Raw genomic sequence first — 7463 nt, forward strand, 5'->3', positions numbered from 1 at the left:
AGGCAACGCAAAATCCTATTCCCTCAAGCCGCCTCGGCCAGGCCGCGCTTCTTCAAGAGCGCCTCGGGCTCCGGCGGCCGGCCGCGGAAGGCCTGGTAGGCTTCGGCCGGGTCGCGGCGGTAACCGGCGGAATAGACGAACTCCGCCAGCCGCTGCGACACCGCCGGGTCGAAGATGTCGCCGGCCTCCTCGAAGGCGCCGAAGCCGTCCGCGTCCAGCACCTCGGACCAGAGGTAGCTGTAATAGCCGGCGGAATAGCCGCTGCCGGCGAAGACATGCTGAAAATGCGGCGGCCGGTGCCGCATCACGATCGCCGACGGCATGCCGATGCGCTCCAACGTGGCGCGCTCGAAGGCCGCCGGGTCGGACGCGTCCGCACCCGCGGCATGGAAGTCGAGATCGACCAGCGCCGAGGAGATGAACTCGACCGTGGCGAAGCCCTGGTTGAAGCTGCGCGCCGCCAGCACCCGCTGCAGCAGTTCCTCCGGCATCGGCTCGCCGGTGCGGTAGTGCAGCGCGTGGCGGCGCAGAATCTCCGGCCGCTCCAGCCAGTGCTCGTAGAGCTGCGACGGGAACTCGACAAAGTCGCGCGCCACATTGGTGCCGGCGATGGCCGGGTAGGTCAGGTCGGACATCAGCCCGTGCAGGGCGTGGCCGAACTCATGGAACAGGGTGCGGGCGTCGTCGAAGCTGAGCAGGCTCGGCGTGCCCTCCGCCGCCTTGGCGAAGTTCATGACGTTGACGATGATCGGGCGCACCTCGCCGTCGAAATTCTCCTGCTCGCGGATCGCCTCCATCCAGGCGCCGCTGCGCTTGGACGGCCGGGCGAAATAATCGCCGTAGAACAGGCCGACGAAGCGGCCGTCCCGGCCCGTCACCTCCCAGGTCCGGACATCGGGATGCCAGACCGGCACATCCTTCTGCTCCTGGAACGACAGGCCGAACAGGCGATGCGCCGTGTCGAAGGCGGCCTCGATGATGCGCTCGAGCTGCAGGTAGGGCTTCAGCTCGCCCTCGTCGAGGTCGAACTCCCGCTTGCGCTGCCGCTCGGCGTAGTGGCGCCAGTCCCAGGCGGCGATCTCGAAATTGCCGCCCTCCTCCGCCACCAGCGCCTGCAGCTTCTCCTGCTCTCGCAGGGCGCGGGCCCGGGCCGGCGCCCAGACCGAATCCAGCAGGCCTCGCGCCGCCTCCGGCGTCTTGGCCATGGTGTCGGCGAGGCGGAAATCGGCATAGCTGGGATAGCCCAGCAGCCGCGCCTGCTCGGCCCGCAGCGCCACGGTCTCGGCGATGATCGGCCGGTTGTCAGCGGCGGCGCCCTCGCCGCGGGCGATCCAGGCCTTGAATGCGGTCTCGCGCAGGTCGCGCCGGGCGGAGAACTGCAGGAACGGCTCGACGCTGGAGCGGCCGAGTGTGATCGCGTACCGGCCCGGCTGGCCACGCTCGGCCGCGGCGGCCGCTGCCGCGTCGCGCAGCTCCTGCGGCAGGCCGGCCAGGTCGGCCTCGCCGTCCAGCATCAGGGCATAGGCCTTCTCGTCGGCCAGGACGTTCTGGCCGAACCGGGTGCCCAGCGTCGCCAGCCGCTCGACGATCTCGGACAGGCGGCGCTTCGCCGCCTCGTCCAACCCGGCGCCGCTGCGGGTGAAGCCGAGATGGTAGCGCTCCAGCACCCGGTCCTGCTCCGGCGTCAGTCCGAGCGCGCCGCGACGCTGGAACAGCGCGTCGACCCGGCGGAACAGCGCCGGATTCTGCTGGATCGCGTTGTGGTGCCGGGCCAGCAGCGGGGCGATATCGCGCTCCACCGCCTCCAGCTCGTCGTTGCTGTGGGCCGAGGTCAGGTTGAAGAAGGCGGCGGCGACCCGGCGCAGCGTCCGGCCGCTGCGCTCCAGCGCCGCGACGGTGTTGTCGAAGTCCGGCTCGGCCGGGTCGCCGGCGATCGCCGCGATCTCGCGGTCATGCTCCGCCAACGCGGCGTCGAAGGCCGGGCGGAAATGCTCCACCGCAATCCGCTCCCAGGGCGGGCTGCCGAAGGGCGTGTCCCATTCCGCGAGCAGCGGGTTGGCGGCGGTCTGGGGCGACTGGTCGGGGCTCATCGGGTGCACCGCTGTGGTCTGGATCCTTGGCCGCCAGACTAGCCAGGATCGGCGCCCCATGTCAGCAGCCCTGGCGCCGCCCGGCCCGCCGGATTGCCTTGGACATTAAAAGATTTAAAATCTTATAAATTTTGCATTGCAGCAAAACATTACAGGTATTTAATTGCATTCATAAAGATTTAATCAGTGCATTACTGTCATCATGATGGCAGTTTCTGCCCGGCTTCACTAGCATACCCCCGTAATCAAAACGGACGCCGCCGGACCGGAGTCCGGGGCCAGGAGGGTTTGCAGATGACGACGCTGACGGTGAACGCGCCGAACGGCATCAACGGCGCGGGGTTTTCCTTCGATGCCTTGGGGCAGCTCGATTTCGAGCATCCTCGGATCACCTCCCTCACTTCCACCGCCGGGCACATCAATTTCGACGGAGTGTCGATCGACATCACCGGCACCGGCCTCGGCATCGGCCTGTTCGGCATCACCGGCATTGTGATCGGGCTGGTTCTGTCGCAGAACGGCGTCGCCATCGCCACGCTGTCCGGCGTGTCCGCCAGCGCCGCGACGACCTATTCGCAGATCTCGAACGGCGACTTCACCGGCCTGGCCATCAGCCTGTTCGCCGGCAATGACAGCCAGACCGGGTCGCAGAAGGCCGACGCCCTGGCCGGCCTGGCCGGCAACGACACGCTCAGCGGCCTCGCCGGCGACGACACGCTCGAGGGCGGCAACGGCAACGATGTGCTGCGCGGGGGCGCCGGGGCCGACCATCTGGTCGGCGGCTCCGGCATCGACACCGCCATGTATAGCGAGAGCTCCGTCGGCGTGACGGTCGACATCGCCGCCGGCAAGGGCATCGGCGGCAACGCCCAGGGCGACGTGCTGAGCGGCATCGAGGGCGTCTATGGCAGCTCCGGCAATGACGTCCTCCGCGGCGGGGCGACGGCCAACACCCTGGTCGGCAACGCCGGCAACGACGTGATCGACGGCCGCGCCGGCCAGGATGCCCTGGGCGGCGGCGCCGGGGCCGACCGCTTCGTGTTCGATTCGATCGCCCACAGCACCGTGGCCGCCCCCGACCGGATCGCCGATTTCAGCCATGCCGAGGGCGACCGGATCGACCTGCGCCCGATCGACGCCAACACCGGCGCCAGCGGCAACCAAGCCTTCAGCTTCATCGGCACGGCGGCCTTCGGCCATCATGCCGGCGAGTTGCACACTGCGATTTCCGACAGCACCACCACGATCTCCGGCGACGTGAACGGCGACGGCAAGGCCGATTTCAGCATCGCCCTGACCGGCGCGATCCACCTGGTCGCGGCCGACTTCCTGCTGTAGCGGCGCCGGGCAGGCGTCAGCAGCCGGTGAGGCGCGGCGTCCGCTCCACTTCCAATCCGAAGGCCGGCCGCAGATACGTGCCGGCGACATTGCCGAAGAACGCGGCGACCAGCCACAGCCAGCCATGCAGGCTGCCGGAGGCGATGCCGGAGAAATAGGCGCCGATGTTGCAGCCATAGGCCAGCCGGGCGCCGTAGCCGAGCAGCAATCCGCCGATGACCGCGGCGGCGACCTGGCGGCCCGGGATCCGCCAGACCGGGGCGAAGCGCCCGGCCAGGCCGGCGGCCAGCAGCGCGCCGACGATGATGCCGATATCCATCACCGAGGTGATATCGGCCAGGATGCTGCCGTTCAGCGCCGCGGCACTGGCCGGCTTCGACCAGTAGGGCCAGCTGGCGGGGTCGAAGCCGACCAGCGCCGCGGCCTTGGAGCCCCAGAGGGCGAAGGCCGAGGTGATGCCCCAGGGCCGCCCGGCCAGGACCAGGGTGACGAAGTTCAGCACCGCCAGGGCGACGCCGCCCCAGACCAGTGGCCAGGGGCCACGCAGCAGCCGCTGCAGCCCGCGCGTCGCCGGCGCATCGGCCGCCACCAGGGCGCCATGGATGCGGCGCTCGCGCAGCACGGTCAGCCCGGCGATCGCGGCGAAGAGGGCGAGGCTGAGCGCCAGCGCCGGCCACAGGCCGAGGCTGGCGACCAGCGACACCGGCGGCAGCGAGGGCTGCGCCGTCCACCAATGCAGATGCGCCGCGCCAATGGCCGAGCCGATGATGAAGAACACCAGCGTCAGCACCATGCGGGTGGAGCCGCCGCCGACGGTGTAGAGCGTGCCGGAGGCGCAGCCGCCGCCGAGCTGCATACCGATGCCGAAGAGGAAGGCGCCGACCACCACCGAGACGCCGAGCGGCGAGACGTTGCCGCTGACCGGCTGGCCGAACAGCGTGCCGGCCGACAGCGCCGGGAAGAACAGCAGCACGGCGACCGCCAGCATCACCATCTGCGCCCTGAGGCCGGCGCCGCGGCCGTCGGCGATGAAGACACGCCAAGCCGAGGTGAAGCCGAAGGCGGCGTGGTACAGCACCGCGCCCAGCGCCGCGCCGAGAACGTAGAGCGCCGCCTGGCGCGCATCGATCACCGCGGCGAGCAGCAGCACGCCGGCGAGCAGCGCCAGCCCGGCCAGGCCGACGACGCGCCCGTTGATCGCCGGGGCAAGGCGGGGGCCGGCAGAGATACCTCCGCCTGGAAGGCTGACAGTCGACATTCGCATGAATCCGGAAGCGATCGCCGCCGCGGCGATCTCTCGCGGATCACATGGCCATGCCGTACAAAATGTCAATTCCGAAAAATCAACAGACCGGAAATGAGCTTTCCGCTCCGGCGGCAAAGCCCTTTCAGCTTCCCAGACCCGTCATCCCCGCGAAAGCGGGGATCTCCCAACGCTTTGACCGGAGGAAGATTCCCGCTTTCACGGGAATGACGGAAAAGGGTGGGGCGCCGTCCCGAAAGGTCGGCCCGGCCCGCAGCCTCAGGCCGTCGCCGGCGGCAGCGTGCCGTTCGGCGTGGCGTGGTCGACCGCGGCCGGCAGGTGCTGGGCCAGGAAGGCCAGCACCTTGTCCGTGGGGATGCCGAGCGACGCGGCGATCTGCTGGACATGCTGATCGCCCAGCGCGGCCTGGATCTGCTCGGCGCTGACCGGCAGATTGCTGCCGGTGCCGATCCAGGAATTGACCTGGTCGCCGAGGCCCCCGGCCTGCAGCTTGGCCACAAGGCCCTGCAGCCCGCCGGCCTGGGTCAGGGCGTTGGACAGCAGCGCCGGAATGCCCTCCGGCGCCTCCCTGGCGATGAGGTCGCCGACGGCGCCCCTGATGTTGTCGAACAGGCTCATGATCGGCCCCTGTCGCTGGACGATGGACGGGAAGTGGCTCCCGGCCCGGGCGGCGGCCGGCGGTCAGGCCGGCGCGCCGCCGGGATCCGGATCAGCCCTTCAGCTTGGCGTTGCACTGGCTGTAATAGCCGCCGCCGGTCTGGATCCAGCGCAGGCCGCCGTTGGCGTTCGTGGCCTTGTTGGCGTTGTACTGGTCGAGGCAGGTGTGCATCCGCGCCTTGCCCGGGGTCTCGTTCGCGTATTTCGGCGAGACGGCCGACGGGAACACCGCATTGCCGGCCGCTGCCGGGGCCGCGGCGGGCTTGGCGGCCGCAGCGGGCGCCGCCGCAGCCGGGGCTGCGGGAGCGGCCGCGGCCGGAGCGGCAGCCGCCGGGGTGGCGTCCGCGCCGCATTCGGCCTTGCGGAAGTCGTTCCACTTCATGCCGTTGAGCGTGCCGGCGGTCTGCGCCGCCTGATACTTGGCGCTGCATTCCTGCATGGTCAGGGCCTGGGCCGGCGACGCCAGGACGAAGGTCGCACCGGCCGCCAGGACCAGGGCGCCCACACTGTTCCGGATTGTCAGACTGATCATCGGCATCCTCCCGACAGAGTACCGAATCGCTCGGATCGAGCAGCGGCATCGACCCGTCACCACGAGCAGGCGCATGCCGGCGCCGATACTAACACTTTATGTTCTTGAAGGTTGCAAGAATTCGCGGCGGCACGCCGCAGTAGAGCGGCCGCCGCGTCTTCACGTCCGACAAGTCCTCGGGTACGCTTCCTCAGCCGATCGTCATCAGGCCGGCATTGCCGCCCCCGCCACGGTGTTGTTGCTGACCGACCGCTCCAGCACCCGCCATTCCATCGCGTGGCCGGCCCAGCTCAGGGATCAGCTCTTCAGGCGGGCGTTGCACTGGCTGTAATAGCCGCCGCCGGTCTGGATCCAGCGCAGGCCGCCATTGCTGTTCGTCGTCTTGTTGAGGTTGTACTGGTCGCGGCAGGTGTGCATCCGCGCCCTGGCCGGAGGTTCGGCCGCGTATTTGGGCGACACGACCGGCGGGAAGACCGCATCGCCGGCCGCCGCCGGCACCGCCGGGGCAGCGGCGGGCTTGGCGGCCACGACAGGCGCCGGCGACTGGCCGGCCGGAGCCGCAGCCGGGGCGGCATCGGCACCGCATTCGGCCTTGCGGAAGTCGCTCCACGTCATGCCGGCGAGTTTGCCCGCGGCCTGCGCCGCCTGATACCTGGCGCTGCACTCCTGCATGGTTGCGGCCCGGGCCGGTGACGCCGCCGCGAACACCGCGCCGGTCGCCAGAATCAACGCACTCACACTGTTCCGGATTGTCTGGTTGATCATCGGCATCTTCCCCACAAGCGAGAATCGCTCCGATTGAGCAGCGGCAGCGCCCACGAGCAGGCGCGTGCCGATGCCCATCTTAGCAAATTTCGCTATTATGGGTTGCCTAAAATAGCTGATCTCTATTTTTATTAGCCGATATGTCGGGTCGGCAAACCGGCCGGCCATATCGCCGGCCGCGGTCACCCGATCGTCATCAGGCTGGCATTGCCGCCCGCCGCCGCCGTGTTGTTGCTGACCGACCGCTCCAGCACCAGCCATTCCAGCGCGTAGCCGGCGCGGCCCTCGGCCAGGTCGTCGCGGGTCACGCCCTGCACCGGCACCAGCGGGCCCGGCCGGGCGGCGACCGCCTGGTTGACCGCGTGCAGCGCGTCGCCGTCGCCCTCGAACAGCACCGCATCGGCCGGCGCCGCGGCCCAGTCATCGGCGCGGGACAGGAGCGGCTTCAGCGAGGCCGGCACCGCGCCGAGAAGGGCGTCGGCGACCTCCTTCGGGGCCGACAGCACCGCGGTGTTGCCGGTGGCCAGCGCCGCGCCGATCTGCAGCGCCGCACCGGTCGCGGTCTGGGCCAGGCACAGCACCGTGCCGCGCGGCTCGACGCTGTAGCTGTTCTTCTCGCCCACCGGGCCCGGCAGCTCCAGGGTCACGCCGATCGGGCTCAGCGCCTCGTAGCCGGCGACGCGGTCGGCTTCCGCCGCCCGGCCGGCCTTGCGCAGGGCGGCCGCCCAGTCGCGCAGCGGCTGGAAGCGCTTCTCCGCCCCGGCGCCGGAATCGGGCGCCACCGGCCCGGCTTCCGGCCGGACCGAGAGCAGGCGGT

At 70.0% G+C, this 7463-nt stretch carries 6 protein-coding genes and 1 pseudogene; 1 reads left to right on the forward strand and 6 read right to left on the reverse strand.

Going from position 1 to position 7463, the window contains the following annotated elements:
* Positions 1 to 23 precede the first annotated feature (23 nt).
* Positions 24 to 2090 (reverse strand): M3 family metallopeptidase, encoded by a 2067-nt coding sequence (locus ABDW35_RS27730; protein ID WP_343717091.1) that lies wholly within the window; start codon positions 2088 to 2090, stop codon positions 24 to 26.
* 294 nt (positions 2091 to 2384) lie between these two features.
* Here ABDW35_RS27730 and ABDW35_RS27735 point away from each other — a divergent pair, with 294 nt between their 5' ends.
* The gene (locus ABDW35_RS27735; RefSeq protein ID WP_343717092.1) at positions 2385 to 3428 is read left to right on the forward strand and encodes a hypothetical protein; all 1044 of its coding nucleotides are present in this window, start codon (positions 2385 to 2387) and stop codon (positions 3426 to 3428) included.
* A gap of 16 nt (positions 3429 to 3444) precedes the next feature.
* On the opposite strand, the gene ABDW35_RS27740 is transcribed toward ABDW35_RS27735, so the two are convergent.
* The 5 genes and pseudogenes from ABDW35_RS27740 to ABDW35_RS27760 form a co-directional block, all read right to left on the reverse strand.
* Positions 3445 to 4686 (reverse strand): YeeE/YedE family protein, encoded by a 1242-nt coding sequence (locus tag ABDW35_RS27740; RefSeq protein WP_343717093.1) that lies wholly within the window; start codon positions 4684 to 4686, stop codon positions 3445 to 3447.
* Between the two features lie 264 nt (positions 4687 to 4950).
* Positions 4951 to 5310 (reverse strand): YidB family protein, encoded by a 360-nt coding sequence (locus ABDW35_RS27745; protein ID WP_343717094.1) that lies wholly within the window; start codon positions 5308 to 5310, stop codon positions 4951 to 4953.
* Positions 5311 to 5401: 91 nt separating this feature from the next.
* On the reverse strand, positions 5402 to 5878 hold the full coding sequence (locus ABDW35_RS27750) for a hypothetical protein (RefSeq protein WP_343717096.1): 477 nt from the start codon (positions 5876 to 5878) through the stop codon (positions 5402 to 5404).
* Positions 5879 to 6178: 300 nt separating this feature from the next.
* Positions 6179 to 6832 (reverse strand): hypothetical protein, encoded by a 654-nt coding sequence (locus ABDW35_RS27755; protein WP_343717095.1) that lies wholly within the window; start codon positions 6830 to 6832, stop codon positions 6179 to 6181.
* Positions 6829 to 7463, reverse strand: a pseudogene (locus ABDW35_RS27760) (trifunctional transcriptional regulator/proline dehydrogenase/L-glutamate gamma-semialdehyde dehydrogenase); the annotation flags it as partial. The gene ABDW35_RS27755 and the pseudogene ABDW35_RS27760, both read right to left, overlap by 4 nt.

Source organism: Inquilinus sp. (genome assembly GCF_039594555.1).
GTDB lineage: Bacteria > Pseudomonadota > Alphaproteobacteria > DSM-16000 > Inquilinaceae > Inquilinus.